General features: G+C 48.0%; 1 pseudogene. It reads left to right on the top strand.

The annotated features are described in order from the left end of the window. Positions 1 to 197: 197 nt before the first annotated feature. Positions 198 to 352: pseudogene (locus H2O73_RS20385) on the top strand (aldehyde dehydrogenase); the annotation flags it as partial.

Below are 352 nucleotides of genomic sequence, written 5' to 3'. Positions count from 1 at the left end.
ATTGCTCTTGTCACCTCTGTCACCCGTCATGTTTTTTATTTTTGGAGTAAGCAGCAGACTTCATCGCCTATGGACTCACAGGCAACAGATATGTACTAACAGATAAGCGGAGCCGCTGTCCAGAAGTTTAAAGTGGTCTCATGGCGGTAGCTCCGCCACGCCAAACAGTCATAAAAACAAGCAGAGAGGACAATGGCATGATTTACGAACAGCCCGGTCTCGACAACGCCTTGGTTAACTTCAAAGCCCGCTACCAGAACTTTATTGGCGGCGAATGGACAGCACCGGTACAAGGTCGCTACTTCGACAATATCTCTCCGGTGAATGGTAAGAAATTCTGCGAAATTCCTCG

Origin of the sequence: Vibrio marinisediminis (genome assembly GCF_014050145.1) — a bacterium.
Taxonomy (GTDB): Bacteria; Pseudomonadota; Gammaproteobacteria; order Enterobacterales; family Vibrionaceae; genus Vibrio; species Vibrio marinisediminis.
Note: the sequence above shows the minus strand (reverse complement) of the source record. Positions and strands in the feature narration are given on the sequence as shown.